General features: G+C 73.2%; 13 protein-coding genes. 8 read left to right on the top strand and 5 right to left on the bottom strand.

Annotated elements, in window-relative coordinates:
- Positions 1–218: 218 nt before the first annotated feature.
- The gene (locus tag IEX22_RS13885) at positions 219–899 is read left to right on the top strand and encodes an alpha/beta hydrolase (protein ID WP_188668990.1); all 681 of its coding nucleotides are present in this window, start codon (positions 219–221) and stop codon (positions 897–899) included.
- A gap of 21 nt (positions 900–920) precedes the next feature.
- On the opposite strand, the gene IEX22_RS13880 is transcribed toward IEX22_RS13885, so the two are convergent.
- Positions 921–1,136 carry an RNA-binding S4 domain-containing protein gene (locus IEX22_RS13880; RefSeq protein WP_188668989.1) on the bottom strand — a complete coding sequence of 72 codons (216 nt, stop codon included), beginning with the start codon at positions 1,134–1,136 and terminating at the stop codon, positions 921–923.
- Positions 1,137–1,244: 108 nt separating this feature from the next.
- Here IEX22_RS13880 and IEX22_RS13875 point away from each other — a divergent pair, with 108 nt between their 5' ends.
- The 6 genes from IEX22_RS13875 (at position 1,245) to IEX22_RS13850 (ending at position 6,420) form a co-directional block, all read left to right on the top strand.
- Positions 1,245–2,327 (top strand): DMT family transporter, encoded by a 1,083-nt coding sequence (locus IEX22_RS13875; RefSeq protein WP_229660047.1) that lies wholly within the window; start codon positions 1,245–1,247, stop codon positions 2,325–2,327.
- Between the two features lie 136 nt (positions 2,328–2,463).
- On the top strand, positions 2,464–3,846 hold the full coding sequence (locus IEX22_RS13870; protein ID WP_188668988.1) for a glycine--tRNA ligase: 1,383 nt from the start codon (positions 2,464–2,466) through the stop codon (positions 3,844–3,846).
- Positions 3,843–4,763, top strand: a complete 921-nt coding sequence (locus IEX22_RS13865) for a GNAT family N-acetyltransferase (RefSeq protein WP_188668987.1) — start codon at positions 3,843–3,845, stop codon at positions 4,761–4,763. Before IEX22_RS13870 ends, IEX22_RS13865 begins: the two co-directional genes overlap by 4 nt.
- A 294-nt stretch (positions 4,764–5,057) precedes the next feature.
- On the top strand, positions 5,058–5,588 hold the full coding sequence (locus IEX22_RS13860; RefSeq protein ID WP_188668986.1) for a universal stress protein: 531 nt from the start codon (positions 5,058–5,060) through the stop codon (positions 5,586–5,588).
- Complete coding sequence (locus IEX22_RS13855) at positions 5,585–6,043, top strand: fluoride efflux transporter FluC (protein ID WP_188668985.1); 459 nt, start codon at positions 5,585–5,587, stop codon at positions 6,041–6,043. Before IEX22_RS13860 ends, IEX22_RS13855 begins: the two co-directional genes overlap by 4 nt.
- Entirely contained in the window at positions 6,043–6,420 is a 378-nt protein-coding gene (locus tag IEX22_RS13850; RefSeq protein ID WP_188668997.1) for a fluoride efflux transporter FluC, read from the top strand. Before IEX22_RS13855 ends, IEX22_RS13850 begins: the two co-directional genes overlap by 1 nt.
- Positions 6,421–6,522: 102 nt before the next feature.
- Here IEX22_RS13850 and IEX22_RS13845 read toward each other — a convergent pair whose 3' ends face one another.
- The 4 genes from IEX22_RS13845 to IEX22_RS13830 all read right to left on the bottom strand — a co-directional run bounded on the left by IEX22_RS13845 (position 6,523) and on the right by IEX22_RS13830 (position 12,811).
- On the bottom strand, positions 6,523–7,170 hold the full coding sequence (locus IEX22_RS13845; protein ID WP_188668984.1) for an NADPH-dependent F420 reductase: 648 nt from the start codon (positions 7,168–7,170) through the stop codon (positions 6,523–6,525).
- 167 nt (positions 7,171–7,337) lie between these two features.
- Positions 7,338–8,177 (bottom strand): NAD(P)H-binding protein, encoded by an 840-nt coding sequence (locus tag IEX22_RS13840; RefSeq protein WP_188668983.1) that lies wholly within the window; start codon positions 8,175–8,177, stop codon positions 7,338–7,340.
- A 13-nt stretch (positions 8,178–8,190) separates the two neighbouring features.
- A complete protein-coding gene (locus IEX22_RS13835) occupies positions 8,191–11,736 on the bottom strand; it encodes a proline dehydrogenase family protein (RefSeq protein ID WP_188668982.1) in 3,546 nt (1,181 codons plus the stop codon).
- Between the two features lie 94 nt (positions 11,737–11,830).
- Entirely contained in the window at positions 11,831–12,811 is a 981-nt protein-coding gene (locus IEX22_RS13830) for a CPBP family intramembrane glutamic endopeptidase (protein WP_188668981.1), read from the bottom strand.
- Positions 12,812–12,982: 171 nt separating this feature from the next.
- Here IEX22_RS13830 and IEX22_RS13825 point away from each other — a divergent pair, with 171 nt between their 5' ends.
- On the top strand, positions 12,983–14,161 hold the full coding sequence (locus tag IEX22_RS13825) for an acyltransferase family protein (protein ID WP_188668980.1): 1,179 nt from the start codon (positions 12,983–12,985) through the stop codon (positions 14,159–14,161).
- Positions 14,162–14,180 lie beyond the last annotated feature (19 nt).

Below are 14,180 nucleotides of genomic sequence, written 5' to 3'. Positions count from 1 at the left end.
GACCGACAGATCGAGCTCAAGACCCACGGTCAGTCAACAGACGAGTCAGGACGACCGCTGCGGGACACCCACCATCATCCTCACTGTCAATAGATGTTCCATCCGGGTCGATATCGACCCGGATGGAACATCTATTGACGACTTGGCGGAGGGTGGGCGGAGGGCTTGGCGGAGGGTGCGCGGAGGGGGGGCGGAGGGTGGATCGAGGCCGTGGCACAATGGCGCGGGTGACGTCCCCTGATCTGTCCGTGTGGTGGTCCGCGCCCGCAGCCGAGCGCGCGGGAACGCCGCTGGTCATCCTGCTCCACGGCTACGGCGCCGATGAGCGCGACCTCGCCGCGCTGGTGCCCTTCCTGCCGTCCGGCATCACCTACGCGGCCGTCCGCGCCCCGCATCGGATGGACCCCGGCTTCTCGTGGTTCGACCTGCAGTTCGACGACGCCGGCAGCGCCGTGGGCTACTCCACGAGCATCGCGATCGACGCCTGCCGAGCGCTGTTCTCCTGGCTCGACGGCGTCCGCGGCGACTTCGCCAGCGTGAGCCTGCTCGGGTTCTCCCAGGGAATGGCCGTGGCGACGTCGATGCTGCGCCACGCGCCGGACGACTTCGCGGTCGTCGTCGGCTGCTCCGGCTTCGTGCTGGTGGAGGACGGCAACATCGACGCCCCCGCCGACGGCTACTTCAACGACGCCGCGCTGGCCGCTCGTCGGCCCCCGATGTTCTGGGGCCGGGACCAGCAGGACGACGTCATCCCCGCCCCGCTCGCGGAGCAGACCGCCGGGTGGCTGCGGGAGAAGGTGGACCTGATGAAGGTGCTCTACGCCGGAATGGGCCACGGCATCAACGAGCAGGAGCTGCGGCACGTGAGCGAGTTCCTCACCCACCACCTGCTGCGCTGAACCGGCCCGGGGGAGCGGCCGTCAGGCGATCCGCACGCCCGTCCCGTTCACCTCGACGACGTCGCCGGAGCGCAGCTGGCGTCCGCGCCGGGTCTCGATGTCCCCGTTGACCTTGACCAGGCCCTCCTCGACCAGTCGCTTGGCGTCGATGCCGTCCTCGGCCAGGTTCGCCAGTTTGAGCAGCTGGCCGAGCCGGATGGTCTCGTCGCGCAGGCCGATCTCCTCGAAGTCGCTCACCGGCCCAGTGTCCCACGGGGTCGGATGGTGGGGTTCGCGGCGGGCGGCGGCGCCTGGCGATGACGCCGCGAGGCGGCCGGCCCCCGGCTCGGTCCTAGGCTGGGACGCGTGACTTCCTCCCCCGATGCCGCGGCGGTGACCCGCCCCCGGCGCACGTTGCCCATCCCCGTGGGCGTCCTGCTCGCCGTCGTCGCCGGCCTCGCCTTTGCCCTCCAGTCGCGGATCAACGGGGCGGTCGCGGGCCAGTTCCGCGACGGGTTCGCCGCGGCCGCGCTCAGCTTCGGCGTCGGCACCGTGGTCCTGGTCACCGGGGTCGCGGTGATTCCCGCCGGCCGCCGCCGGCTCGCCCGGGTGTTCCGCAGCGTGCGGGCCGGGGAGCTGCCGGCCTGGTACCTCGTCGCCGGCGCGATCGGCGCGAACGTCGTGCTGGCGCAGAGCCTGACCGTCGGCGTGCTCGGCGTCGCCATCTTCACGGTCGCCCTCGTCGCCGGGCAGACCATCAGCGGGGTCCTCGTGGACGGCACCGGCTTCGGGGCGCGCGAGCGACGGCCACCGACGCTGCCGCGCATCGCCGGTTCGGTGTTGACCGTCGTCGCCGTCGTGTGGGCGGTCGAGTCGAGCTTCGGCACCAGCACGGACCCGGCCGCGGTGGTCGGGCCGATCCTGCTGCCCGTCGTGGCCGGGCTCCTGTACGGCTTCCAGCAGGCCATGAACGGGCGGATCGGGAGGATCGCGGGCACGCCGATGATCCCCGCGGTCACCAACTTCACGGTCGGGCTGATCGTCCTGCTGATCGCCTGGGCGATCAAGCAACTCGTCGCGCCGACCACGGGGACCTTCCCGGCAATGTGGTGGGCGTACCTGCCCGGCCTGCTCGGTATCGTCGCCATCTCGCTGAGCGCGCTGCTGGCGCCGCGGCTGGGGGTACTCCTGCTCGGCCTCGGAACCATCGCCGGCCAGCTGCTCGGCTCCCTCGGCCTCGACGTGTTCGCCCCCGCGGCCGGCGCGCACGTCGCGCTCTCCACCGTCGGGGGGACGGCGCTCACCCTCATCGCGGTGCTCGTCGCCACCCTGCCGTGGCGTTCCCAGCGGCGCTTCGCCGAGGCCGGCAGGCGCGCCCACGACGAGGCCGCCCGCAGCGCCGGGCCCGCGACCGCCGAGCCCACCGGCGTGGAACGGCCCGCGCGGTAGGGTGGTAGCTGCCTTTCCCGGCCCGCCCCTCCGCGCGTCCGCGTGCGCGTTCGCCCGCGTCCGCGGACCCGGGGGACGACGTCCCTCGGCCTGGGCCCGCATCCAGCGGCCACGACCCCATTGGAGCTCACACCACATGCCAGCATCGCGCCTCGATTCCGTCATCAACCTGGCCAAGCGCCGCGGCTTCGTCTTCCAGGCGGGTGAGATCTACGGCGGCTCCCGCTCGGCGTGGGACTACGGCCCGCTCGGGGCGGAGCTGAAGGAGAACATCAAGGCCGCGTGGTGGCAGACGTTCGTGCGCGGCCGGGAGGACATGGTCGGCCTCGACTCCTCGATCATCCTGCCCAAGCGCGTGTGGGAGGCCTCCGGGCACGTCGCCACCTTCACGGATCCGCTCGTCGAGTCCCTGCACACGCACAAGCGCTACCGGGCGGATCACCTGGTCGAGGCGTACATCGCCAAGCACGGCAAGCCGCCGGTCAATGGCCTGGCCGACATCCGGGACCCGGAGACCGGCCAGGAGGGCAACTGGACCGAGCCGCAGCAGTTCTCCGGGCTGATGAAGACGTTCCTCGGGCCGGTCGACAACGAGGAGGGGCTGCACTACCTGCGCCCCGAGACGGCGCAGGGCATCTTCGTCAACTTCCTCAATGTCGTCACCGCGGCGCGGAAGAAGCCGCCGTTCGGCATCGGGCAGGTCGGCAAGGCGTTCCGCAACGAGATCACGCCGGGCAACTTCATCTTCCGCACCCGCGAGTTCGAGCAGATGGAGATCGAGTTCTTCACCGCTCCCGACGACGCCAACCGCTGGTTCGAGCACTGGGTCGAGTCCTGCTGGGACTGGTTCACCGACCTGGGCATCAACCCGGACAACATGCGCCGCTTCGACGTCCCCGAGGACGAGCGAGCCCACTACTCGGCCGGCACCATCGACCTGGAGTACCGGTTCGGGTTCCAGGGCAGCGAGTGGGGCGAGCTGATGGGTGTCGCCAACCGCACGGACTTCGACCTGACCAACCACTCCGAGGCGTCCGGCACCAAGCTGCAGTACTTCGACCAGAACTCCGGCGAGCGGTACACCCCGTACGTCATCGAGCCGTCCTTCGGCCTGACCCGGTCGATGATGGCGTTCCTCGTCGACGCGTACGCCGAGGACGAGGCGCCCAACGCCAAGGGCGGGGTCGACAAGCGGACGGTGCTCAAGCTGGATCCGCGGCTGGCCCCGGTCAAGGCCGCGGTGCTGCCGCTCTCCCGCAACGAGAACCTGTCCCCGAAGGCGCGGGACCTGGCCGCCGAGCTGCGCCAGCGCTGGAACATCGACTTCGACGACGCCGGCGCCATCGGCCGCCGTTACCGCCGACAGGACGAGATCGGCACCCCGTTCTGCGTCACCGTGGACTTCGACACCCTCGAGGACCAGGCCGTCACCATCCGCGAGCGGGACACCATGGGCCAGGAGCGCGTCTCGCTGGACCAGGTCACCCGCTACCTCTCCGAGCGGCTGGCCGGCGCATGAGCATCACGTACCGGCCGTGGGCCGACGGCGACGACCTGGCCCTGCTGCAGATCCTCGGCGACGCGTCCCACCCCGCGCTGGCGGAGGGCCGTGCCCTGTTGCGCCCGGCGTCGGAGTCGCCGTTCGTGCGCACCATCGTCGCCGAGGACGACGGCGTGCCCGTCGCGGCCGGCGTCGTGAGCGAGGCGTCGGTGCACCCGGAGCGACTGTGGGTGTACATCGAGGTCGCCCGCGAGCGGCAGCGGGAGGGCATCGGCTCCACCCTGCTGGCCATGCTGAGGCAGGAACTCGGCGCCGCGCCCGTGCAGCGGCTGCGCGGCAAGGTGGAGCTGGACTCTCCCGGCGCTTCCTTCGCCGCCTCGGCCGGCTTTGCCCCGCTGCAGCACTCGCAGGTCGTCGTCGTGCACCCGAAGGCGCTGCCGCTGGTGCCGCTGCACGAGGACGGCTCCCAGGTGATCGAGGACCTGGCCACCGGCTCCGTCGAGCTCACCCGGGCGCTGTGGGACTTCTACCGCGCGGTGCACGACTGGGACCCGCCCGCCGACCTCTCCGTCGGCCGCGTCAACCAGCTGTTCCTCGGCGACGCGTCCGGCGCCCACGGCGCCGTCGTGCTGCGGGAGAACGGCGCGATCCGCGCCTTCGCCATCAGCTACGCGGGCACCGCCCCGGACGACCCGACCGTCGCTCCGCCGGCGGAGCGGCCCGCCGACGAGCCGACCGACGTGCTGCTCGGCTACGACCCCTCCGTGCACAACCCCTCGTTCGCGCTGGGCCAGCTGCTCGCGCTGCTCGTCGCCACCTACCCGGTGGCCGTCGAGGTGGACGAGTCGATGGGGGACCTGACCGACCTGCTCGCCCCGCTGATCGCCGAGGGACGCGCCGAGGTCGTCCAGCGCACGCTCATCGTCGCGGACTGAGGTCTCGACCGCGTTCCCGACGGCGCCGGCCCCGTGGGGTCGGCCCCGGTCGGCGTGTCCGGGCTGGTGCCCGGTCACGTGCATCGGCCCGTGTTCCTGATCGCATGCGGTTCCAGTGGTTCAATGGGAACGTCGCCGCGCGGGTCCGCACGCGTGCCCGGGCGGCGTCACGGCGGTGGGGCCCGCCGTCCCCAACCTCGAACCCACGGTGTGCGTGCGGCTCGACAACGGTCCCTGTCCCGTCATCGGGCTGCCCTGCTGCGGGCGGCCCCGTCACCACGGACAGGAGCGCGCATGCCCGCCTCACCTCTCGTCCCGGACCGGCGCGGGCCGGTCGTGGTCGGCGTCACGGATCGCCAGCCCGGTCTCGTGCTGGAGACCGCGGCGGACTTCGCCGTCCGGCTGGGCGCGCCGCTGATCCTCGTCGCCGCCGACCCCACCCATCTGCCCGTCGACCCGAGGTCGGTCGCCGACCCGGACGCGCCGGTGGTGGCGCTCGACCCCGATGAGCAGGACGACGACGCCCGGCCCCGGCTGCGGGCGCTGCTCGAGGCGCGCGTCGCGGCCCTGCGCGCCGACCGGGGGCTCGATCCCGCGCTCCGGCTGCTGCCCGGCGATCCTGCCGACGCGCTGGCCGCGGTGGCCTCGGCGGTGGACGCGCAACTGATCGTCGTCGGGACCGCGGACCGGTCGTTCCGGGCCGGCGTGCGCGAGTTCGTCGAGGGCTCCGTGGCCACCCATCTGGCGCACCGGCAGTCGGTGCCCGTGCTCGTCGTGCCGACTTCCGCCGCCCGGGTGGCCGGCCGGACGCGGGGGCGCGCGTGAACGGGTCCCGGCCCGTCCATCTGCGGGTGCGCTGGGTGCTGCTCGTGGCGTTCGGCGGGGCGATCGGCACGGCGCTGCGGGAGGCCCTCGTGCTGGCGTTCCCGGCCCCGGCGCACGGCTTCCCACTGACCGTGTTCGGGATCAATGTCGCCGGCGCGTTCGTGCTCGGCTGGCTGCTCGAATCCCTCGCCCGGCAAGGACGCGACGAGGGCGGGCGCCGGGCGGCCCGCCTCGGCCTCGGCACCGGCGTGCTGGGCGGCTTCACGACCTACAGCGCGCTCGCGCTGGACACCGCCCAGCTGCTCGGCCCGGCGCTCGGCACGGGCCTGCTCTACCTGACCGGCAGCGTGCTCGTCGGAACCGCGGCGGCGTGGGCGGGTGTCGTGGCCGGCGCGGTGCTCGCACGGCGGCGGACGGCTCGCGGCGCGGCGGACCGTGACGAGGCGGCGTCGTGATCGGGCCGGCCCTGTTCCTCGGCATCGCCGCGTCCGGCGGCGTGGGCGCGGCGCTGCGGTTCGTCGTCGACGGCCTGGTCCGCGCCCGCACCCGCGGCACCTTCCCGTGGGCGACCGTGTTCATCAATGTCACCGGCTCGCTGCTGCTCGGCGTCGTCACCGGCCTCGCCGCGGCCCACGGGCTGGACCGCGCCTGGGTGCTCGTCCTCGGCGGTGGCCTGCTCGGCGGCTACACGACGTTCAGCACGGCCAGCGTGGAGACGGTGCGGCTCGCGCAGGGCCGGCGACGGCTCGCGGCCCTCGCCAACGCGGCGGGCACCGCCGTCGTCACCGTCGCGGCCGCCGCACTCGGCCTGTGGCTCACCGGCGCCCTCTAACCCCCTCCCGACCTACACACCGCCAGCTCGTCAATAGATGTCCGATCCGGGCCGAAATCGGCGCCGATGGAACATCTATTGACGAGCTGGCGAGGGAGGGGATCAGCTGTCGCGGTAGCGCTTCGCGTTGCTCAGGGCCGTGCGCAGGCCGTCGGCGTCGTACCGGGCCACGTACGCCTCGGTGTCCCGCTGGTACCGCCAGCCCTCGGCGAGCGGCCCGGCGTCGACGACGTCGAACCCGAAGTCGTTGATCAGCATCGCGACCTGCTGCTTGGCCGCGGCGTCGTCCCCGGCCACGGCCAGCGCCCGCCGTCCCGGAGTGCCCTCCGGCACGCCCTGCGTGGCGAGATCCTGGAAGTGGATGTGGTTGAACGCCTTGACGACGTGCGACTCGGGCAGGTGGGCCTGGAGCAGCTCGCTGGTCGTCGTCTCCTCCGCGTCCAGCTCGGGGAAGGACCCGTCCCGCTGCGGGTAGTAGTTGTTCGTGTCGATGACGATCTTGCCGGCCAGGGAGCCGACCGGCACGTCCCGGTAGGCCTTCAGGGGGATGGTGACGACGGCGATGTCGGCCAGCCGCGCCGCCTCGTCGGCCCGTTCCGCCCGGGCCTTCGGCCCCAGCTGGGCGACGAGGTCCTCGAGGGTCTCCGGTCCGCGCGAGTTGCTCAGCACGACGTCGTAGCCGTGGTCGACGGCCAGCTTCGCCAGGGTCGAACCGATCTTGCCGCTGCCGATGAATCCGATGGTGGTCATGGTGACGCCAACCACGCCGGCCCGGCCCCCATTCCCGGCCACCCTCCACACGCCAGGTCGTCAATAGATGTCGCATCTGGGCTCGATTCCGGGCGGATGGAACATCTATTGACGACCTGGCGGGGAGGGCGGGGAGGGCGGGGCTGGCGGGGAGGGGAGGGGGGAGGTCAGGGGGCGGTGCGGAGCAGCTGCTCGAGGGTGATCGGGGCGGTGCCGGTGACGCGTTCGACGTCGTCGGTCACCGCGGCCAGCACGCCCGAGGCGATCGACGTGTAGGTCGAGATCCAGGCCTCCACCTGCCAGTCCGGCGCACCGTAGGACGAACGGGACTCGCGGGCCTGGCCCAGCGTCTCGTCGACGTACCGGTACGGCTCGCCGCGCACCTCCGTCAACGTCGTCGCGATCTGATCCAGCGTCAGCGCCTGCGGGCCGGTCAGCGTGTACGTGACGTTCCGGTGCGCGGCCGGCTCCCGGAGGACGGCGGCGGCGACCCGGGCGACGTCGGCCCGGGCCACCGCGGCCACCCGCCCGTCCCCGGCGGGACCGCGGATCACCCGGTCCCGGTCGGCGAACAGTTCGAAGACGTCGAGGTAGAAGTTGTCCCGGAGCAGGGTGAACGCCAGCCCCGACTCGCGCAGCAGCTCCTCGGTCGCCCAGTGGTCGCGGCCCAGGGTGAACGTGGCGTCGTCGGCGGCGGCCGCGAAGGAGGTGTAGACGACGTGCTCGACGTTCGCGCGGACGGCGGCGTCGATGAAGCAGCGATGCTGCTCCACCCGGTCCGCGCTCTCGCCGGCGGAGACCATGAACAGCACGTCGGTGCCGCGCAGTGCCTCGACCGCGGCGTCGTGATCGGCATAACCGGCGACTCGGACGTCGGTGTTGGGCAGGTCGGGTGCCCGTGACGCGCTCCGCACCAGCAGTCGCTGGGCGACGCCGTCGGCGGCGAGAGCGTGCGCGACCCGGCCGCCGACCTCGCCCGTGGACCCCGTGATGGTCAGCGTCGTCATGACGTCCTTCCTCTCATCCCGCTGGCACCTCGTCAAGGGACGCCCGCGGGCGGAGCGCCCACGCTAAGATCAGGCGGTCCGTCAGGTGGTCCGGGGTGCCGAAGCGGTGCGCGGTGATGCTGACGGCCTGCTCGTGCAGGAACGGCAGCATCTCGACCCGGCCGGCCTCGGTGACCTCGCCGGCGTACAGCGCCACGTCCGGCCGGGCCCCGACGGCGGCCGCGACGGCGTCGAGGTGAGCCGCCGTGCCCGTCGCGCCGGCAGCACCGACCAGGCGGATCCGGCCGCCCGGCAGGACGGCGGCCCGGCGGGCGAACGCCTCGTCGGTCTCGACGACGGCGTCCACGTGCGCGGCGGCGAGGGCGGTGCGGACCGCCTCGGGAAGGCGCTCCGGCGTCGAGACGCCGAACCGCGACCCGGAGCGCAGCCCGGCGGCCGCCACCCGGAGCAGCTCCGTGACGTCGCCGCCCTCGGCCAGGCGTACCCGGACGGGCACGGGCAGGTACCGCAGGACGTTCCGCTCGGCGCGCAGACCGGAGACGTCGCGGGCGAGCCCGAACTCGCTCTCCCATGCCGCCTGGTCCGAGGCGATGGCGCGCGCGAGGAAGCCGTCGGAAGCGGAGCCGGCACCCGGAGCAGAAGCGGCTGCCGCGGCGAGCGCCGCCACCGCCGGGAGCAGCACGCCGGCGGGCGTCGCCGTCGCACGGCTGCGCCGCCATGACCCCAGCCCCATCAGGTAGCTGGGCCCCCCGGCCTTCGTGCCCGGTCCCACCGACGAGCGCTTCCACCCGCCGAAGGGCTGTCGCCGCACGATGGCGCCGGTGATGCCGCGGTTGACGTACACGTTGCCCGCCTCGACGTGCTCCAGCCAGTGGCCGATCTCCTCCGGGTCCAGCGAGTGCAGACCCGCGGTCAGCCCGTAGGCGACGCCGTTCTGCAGCGCGAGCGCCTCGGCCAGCGTGTCCGCCGTCATCACCCCGAGCACCGGGCCGAAGTACTCGGTCTGGTGGAACGGGGACCCGGCCTTGACGTTCATCCGCACGCCGGGGGACCAGAGCCGGCCCTCGCCGTCGAGCTGCCGCGGCTGCACCAGCCAGTGCTCGCCGCGCTCCAGCGTGGTCAGCGCGTGGGCCAGCTTGCCGGTGGCCGGTTCGATGATCGGCCCCAGCTGCGTGCGCGGGTCCTGGGGCCACCCGACCACCAGGGACCGGACGCCGTCCTCGAGCTGGCGCAGGAACCGCGCCGACCGGCGCACCGGCCCCACGAGGATGACCAGCGACGCCGCCGAGCACTTCTGCCCGGCGTGGCCGAAGGCCGACGCGATGACGTCCCGGACGGCGAGGTCCAGGTCCGCGCTGCCGGTGACGACGATGGCGTTCTTCCCGCTGGTCTCGGCCAGCAGCGGCAGGTCCGGCCGGAAGGACCGGAACAGCTCCGCCGTCTCGTAGGAGCCGGTGAGGATCACCCGGTCGACGGCCGGGTGGGCCACCAGCTCCCGGCCGAGCTCCTCCTCACCGACCTGCACGAACCGGAGCACCTCGCGCGGCACCCCGGCGTCCCACAGGGCCTGGGCCAGGACGGCGCCGCAGCGGGACGCGGGCCCGGCGGGCTTGAGCACGACGGCGCTGCCCGCGGCGAGCGCCGCGAGGGTGGACCCGGCGGGGATCGCGACGGGGAAGTTCCACGGCGGGGTGACCAGCGTCAGCCGGGCGGGCTCGAACGTGGCGCCGTCGACCGTGTCCAGGCCCCGGGCCTGATCGGCGTAGTAGTGGGCGAAGTCGGTGGCCTCGCTGACCTCGGGGTCGGCCTGGTCGATGGTCTTGCCCGCCTCGGCGGCCATCACCTCGATCAGGTCGAACCGACGGGCGGCGAGCATCTGCCCGGCCCGGTGCAGGATCTCGGCCCGCTGCGCGCCGCTGCGGGCGCCCCACGCGGCCCCGGCCTCCGCGGCCGAGCGCAGCAGCGTGTCGAGCGCGGCGGCGTCCTCGACCCGGGACGCCTCCAGCAGGTCGACGCCGGCGCGGGAGTCGCGGGCGCGGTCGAGCGCGAGCCGGCCCCACTCCCGGTTGGCCGGCAGCGACGGATCCGTGTCGGGGGTGTTGGCGAACCGGTCCGGGCGCGGCTCCTCCAACGGGCGCTCGGTGGCCCGGTTCTGGGTCCGTGCGGGCGGCGGGAGGGCGCCGTCGAGCGCGGGCAGGTCGGCCAGGGAGGCCAGGAACCGGGCCTTCTCCCGTTCGAACAGGGCGGGCTCGTCCGCGAGGTCCATGACGGCGGACATGAAGTTGTCCGGGCTGGCGCCCTCCTCGAGCCGGCGCACCAGGTAGGCGATGGCGACGTCGAACTCCTCCGGGTGCACCACCGGCGTGTAGAGCAGCAGCCGGCCGACGGTGCGGCGCACGGCGGTGGCCTGGGCCTGCGCCATGCCCAGCAGCATCTCGACGTCGATCAGCTCCGTCACGCCACGGGACTGGGCCAGCAGCCAGGCGAACGCGACGTCGAACAGGTTGTGCCCGGCCACGCCGATCCGCACGGCGGCCAGGTTCTCCGGCGTCAGCGCTCGCACGAGGACGGCCTTGTAGTTCGCGTCGGTGGCCTGTTTGGTCGGCCAGGTGGCCGCCGGCCAGCCGTGCAGGTCCGCCTCGACGTGCTCCATCGGCAGGTTGGCGCCCTTGACCACGCGGACCTTGATCGGCGCGCCCCCGGCGGCCACCCGCTCCTTCGCCCACCCGGTCAGTTCGTCCACGGCGGCGAGGGCGTCCGGCAGGTAGGCCTGGATGACGATGCCGGCGGTCAGGTCGGCGAACTCCGGCTGGTCGAGGACGGCCCGGAACACCGCGACGGTGAGCCGCAGGTCCTTGTACTCCTCCATGTCCAGGTTGATGAACTTGTGGGCCGGGGAGCCGGCGGCCTGCCGGTACAGCGGGGTGAGCCGGGCGACGATGTCCGCGACGGCCTCGTCGAAGGCCCAGAGCGGATGCGGGGTCACCGTCGAGGAGACCTTGATGGAGACGTAGTCGACGTCGTCCCGGGCCAGCAGCGCCGCGGTGCCCTCCAGTCGGCGGCCGGCCTCGGCGGTGCCGAGCACCGCCTCGCCGAGCAGGTTGATGTTGAGCCGGTCGCCCGCGGCCGCGATCCGCGCCAGCGCGGGCCCGAGCCTGTCCTCGGTCGCGTCGACGAGCAGGTGCCCGACCATCCGGCGCAGTGCGGCGCGGGCGGCGGGGATGACGACGCCGGGGACCACCGGGCCGAGGGCCCCGCCGGCGCGGACCGCGGCCCTGAGGTACCAGGGCAGGAACGCGGGCACGTCGGCGGCGATCTCGGCGAGCTTGCGGGCGGCGACGCCGTCGTCCTCGGGCCGGATCACGCCGTCGACGAAGCCGACCGTGAAGGGCAGGCCGGCGGGGTCGCGCAGCACGCCGGCGAGGTTGCGGGCGGAGGCGTCCACGGGGATGGCGGCCGCCTCGGCCAGCCACCGCCGGACGAGGGCGACGGCGTCGTCGGCCAGGGCACGCGGGTCGGCGGGGCGGGTGGCGGTGTCGGTCTGCGGGGGCGTGATCATGCTGGCGTGCCTTCCTCGTTTGCGGTGCTCTGTCCCCAGTATGGAAGCCGGCTTCGTCGGCCGAGAGCGTCGAGGACGGGCGTCGGCGGCGACCCTAGCTCGCCACCCCGGCGGAGGTCAGCAGGAGTGCGAGCAGGATCGACGTGCCGTTGAAGAACACATGGGTGAGGACGGCCGGCCCCAGCCGGCCGAACCAGAGGGTGAGCCCCGCGTTGGCCAGGCCGATGCAGAAGATGGACGCGAACTGGATGACGACGGAGCGGGGATCGTCCAGCTGACCGAGGTGGGCGCACCCGAAGACGACGGCGCTGAGCAGGGCGGCGATGACGGAGGAGCGGACCAGGGGGCGCTTGACGGTGGCCGGGCGCACCCGGGCCGGGTTCACCCGGGCCGGCTTCGTCGGCGGCGCCGCGGTGCCCGGGACCGGTGCCGCGGGCTGCCGCCGCCAGCGGCCCAGCCACACCTGGTTCTGCACCGCCCGCAGCAGCAGGCCGCGGAAGAACAGCTCCTCGAGCAGCGGCGAGATCAGGGTCGCCCCGATGCCGGCGTTGACGATCAACCAGACGGTCGAACTGCCGGCCAGGAAGAGGTCGCCATTGCTCTGCAGCGGCTCGGTCGCCCCGGTCAGCAGCACGACGATCACGGCGACGACCGCGGTCACGATCCGCAGGACCACCGATGCCAGCAGCCCGATCACCAGGTCCACCCACCGGAACCTCAGGCCGAAGTCGCGGGCGAGCGAGCCGAACCCGCGCGTCCGTGAGGAGATCAGGCATGCCCCGAGCAGGACCGTCCACGTCAGCACCAGGGACAGGAAGATGCCGCCGCCCTCGTCGAACGCGCGTCCGCGGAGCACGGGACCGAGCGCGAGCCCGAGGACCAGGGGGAGCACGACGAACGCCGCCGCCGCCAGCACGACGTCGATCACCGACCACCGCGGCCGCAGCGGGAACACCGGGGTCAGCTGGGCGGGATTCGCCCAGCGCAGCGCGACGGGGACCGGCGGGCCGGGCACGGTGCCGGTCGCGGTGTGCGGCCCCGGGCGGACGGCGCCCGGCGGGACCGGGGAGGACATGGGTGGGCTCCTTCACGAGGCGGTGCGTCGAACCACGTGCGTCGAACCTATCGTCCCCGGCTGGGCGTCGCCCCGCGGGTTGCACCCCCGTGCGGCGTGGATCATAGCGGTACCGGCCGGGCACCCGCTACCGTGAACCTGCGCCCCTCATCTCGAATCCCTGGGAGAACCATGGTCGCTGCCACCCCCGAACGCCCCGCGCCCGCCGGTGCCCGAGCGCCCCGGACGACGCAACGCGTCTTCTACTTCGACCTCACCCGGGGGATCGCCGCGCAGCTGGTGGTGGTGGGGCATCTGCTGAACATCAGCTACCCGCACATCTTCATGCCGCCCAAGGGCCAGGGACACCCGTTCTACATCCAGTCCTTCGCCGTCGTCGTCTTCTTCGTGCTCTCCGGGTACCTGATCGCCGGCACGGTCAAGCGCAAGGGGCAGGACCCCCGGTACACCTTCGGGCGGTACCTGGTGGACCGGGCCGCGCGGGTCCTGTTTCCCATGTTCGTCGCCCTGGCCCTGATCATCGGCGCGGACCGGTTGGTCTTCGGCGGCAGCGGCGCGACGCCGTTCCGGGTGGTGGACCTCTCGCCGTCAGCCATCGTGCAGGCGTTCCTGATGACCTTCAACCACCCGGCGCTGGCCACCGCGGCCCAGGCCACCGGCATCAAGCAACTGGCCGTGCACGCCGTCGGCACCGGGGCGCCCCTGTGGACCGTCGTCATCGAGTGGTGGATCTACGTCACCTTCGGCATCCTCGCGCTCGTGGTGGCCCGGCGCCGCAGGCTCGGCGTCATCGGCGGTCTGGTGCTCCTGTTCGCGGCGATGATGCCGCTGGCGTACCTGGGCCGGAACATCGCCCTGCCCCTGGCCTGGCTGATCGGCATGGGGTACGCCTTCGCCGCCGACCGGCTGGACGCCCTGCCCGCCCGGGTGCACGGGTGGCTCGTGGGCCTCGGGGTGGCGACCTTCGTCTACGGCTGCCTCACCTCGCACAACAACCTGGACTCCGCGGCCACCATCGTCCCGGCCTCGGTGGCGTTCTGCTCGCTGTACTTCCTGGTCAAGCGGATCCCCGCGTCCCTGGACCCGCAGGGCCTGACGACGCGGCTGGTCCAGTTCGTCTCGGACTACAGCTACTCCCTCTACCTCATCCACTTCTCCGTCATCACCTACCTGTGGGTCTGGCTGCACGACGACGTCCCGGCGTGGGCACTCGTGCTCGGGGGGTTCACGCTCTCGAACCTGCTCGCGATGGCGTTCTACGCCCTCGTCGAGCGGAATCACCGCAGGGTCGCGAAGCTGATGAGCCGGGCGCTGCCGTCGCGCCGTGAGGAGCGGCACGCCGCCGGCTGAGCCGCTGCCCCGAGGCCAG

The organism is Tersicoccus solisilvae, assembly GCF_014643255.1.
Classification (GTDB): domain Bacteria; phylum Actinomycetota; class Actinomycetes; order Actinomycetales; family Micrococcaceae; genus Tersicoccus; species Tersicoccus solisilvae.
The sequence above is the reverse complement of the archived record's forward strand: the minus strand, read 5'-3'. Positions and strand labels throughout refer to the sequence as shown.

Coding starts and splice junctions, on each gene's coding strand:
- IEX22_RS13845 (WP_188668984.1), bottom strand. CDS start 7,170: ATGACCACCATCGGATTCATCGGCAGCGGCAAGATCGGTTCGACCCTG.
- IEX22_RS13835 (WP_188668982.1), bottom strand. CDS start 11,736: ATGATCACGCCCCCGCAGACCGACACCGCCACCCGCCCCGCCGACCCG.
- IEX22_RS13840 (WP_188668983.1), bottom strand. CDS start 8,177: ATGACGACGCTGACCATCACGGGGTCCACGGGCGAGGTCGGCGGCCGG.
- IEX22_RS13885 (WP_188668990.1), top strand. CDS start 219: ATGGCGCGGGTGACGTCCCCTGATCTGTCCGTGTGGTGGTCCGCGCCC.
- IEX22_RS13860 (WP_188668986.1), top strand. CDS start 5,058: ATGCCCGCCTCACCTCTCGTCCCGGACCGGCGCGGGCCGGTCGTGGTC.
- IEX22_RS13825 (WP_188668980.1), top strand. CDS start 12,983: ATGGTCGCTGCCACCCCCGAACGCCCCGCGCCCGCCGGTGCCCGAGCG.
- IEX22_RS13870 (WP_188668988.1), top strand. CDS start 2,464: ATGCCAGCATCGCGCCTCGATTCCGTCATCAACCTGGCCAAGCGCCGC.
- IEX22_RS13830 (WP_188668981.1), bottom strand. CDS start 12,811: ATGTCCTCCCCGGTCCCGCCGGGCGCCGTCCGCCCGGGGCCGCACACC.
- IEX22_RS13865 (WP_188668987.1), top strand. CDS start 3,843: ATGAGCATCACGTACCGGCCGTGGGCCGACGGCGACGACCTGGCCCTG.